We start from the raw sequence: 1,200 nt of genomic DNA on the forward strand, positions 1-1,200 counted from the left end.
ATCCGCAGCAGCGGTTGTTGCTGGAGGTCGCCTGGGAGGCATTCGAGCGCGCGGGCATCGACGCGGACTCCCTGCGCGGCAGCCGGACCGGCGTGGTGGTGGGAGCGACACCGCACGGATACGGTGCGGTGAGCGCGGACGCCGGCGGATACCTGCTCACCGGCACCACCCCCGGGGTCCTGTCCGGGCGGATCGCGTACCACTTCGGCTTCGAGGGACCCGCGACAACGGTCGACACGGCCTGCTCGTCGTCGCTGGTGGCCCTGCACCTGGCGGCGCAGGCGCTGAGGGCGGGCGAGTGCTCGCTCGCGCTGGCCGGCGGTGTCGCGGTCATGGGCACTCCGATGATCCTCACGGAGTTCGCGCGGCAGCGTGGCTTGTCTCCGGACGGCCGGTGCCGGTCGTTCGGTGAGGGCGCGGACGGCACCGGGTGGTCCGAGGGCGTGGGCCTGGTCGTGCTGGAACGGCTGTCCGACGCGCGGCGCAACGGGCACCGGGTACTCGCGCTGCTGGCGGGTTCGGCCGTGAACCAGGACGGGGCCTCGAACGGACTGACGGCCCCGAACGGCCCCTCGCAGCAGCGGGTGATCCGGCAGGCGCTGGCCAACGCGGGGCTGACGGCCGCCGAGGTCGACGTGGTGGAAGGGCACGGCACGGGTACGCGGCTCGGGGACCCGATCGAAGCACAGGCACTGCTGGCCACCTACGGGCGGGAGCACACCGACGACTCACCCCTGTGGCTCGGATCGGTGAAAGCGAACATCGGACACCCGCAGGCGGCGGCAGGCGTCGCCGGGGTCATCAAAATGGTGATGGCGCTGCAGCACCGGTCCCTGCCCGGGACCCTGTTCGCCGATGCCCCCTCGACCGAGGTGGACTGGTCGTCCGGCGGCGTGGCGCTGCTGACCCGGACACGGGAATGGCCGGACACCGGCCGGCCCCGGCGAGCCGGAGTGTCCTCGTTCGGCATCAGCGGGACGAACGCGCACGTCATTCTGCAGCAACCGTCGAACGAACCGGCAAGGGCCGGTCGACGGCCGACGCCGACAGCCGCGCGTGAACTGCCGGTGTTGCCGTTTGTGTTGTCGGGGCGTGGGTCGGGGGCGTTGTGTGGTCAGGCTGCTCGGTTGCGGTCGTTCGTGGTGGAGCGGCCGGATGTGGTGTTGGCGGATGTTGCGTATTCGTTGGCGGTTGGTCGTG

At 71.7% G+C, this 1,200-nt stretch carries 1 protein-coding gene; it reads left to right on the forward strand.

Annotation, left to right across the window (positions count from 1 at the left end; translation table 11 throughout):
• Nucleotides 1-1,200: beta-ketoacyl synthase N-terminal-like domain-containing protein (locus ACIRGB_RS35650; protein WP_403873873.1), on the forward strand; the 1,200-nt coding region annotated here is incomplete at both ends.

The sequence above is a fragment of the Streptomyces sp. NPDC102490 genome (assembly GCF_044765285.1).
Taxonomy (GTDB): domain Bacteria; phylum Actinomycetota; class Actinomycetes; order Streptomycetales; family Streptomycetaceae; genus Streptomyces.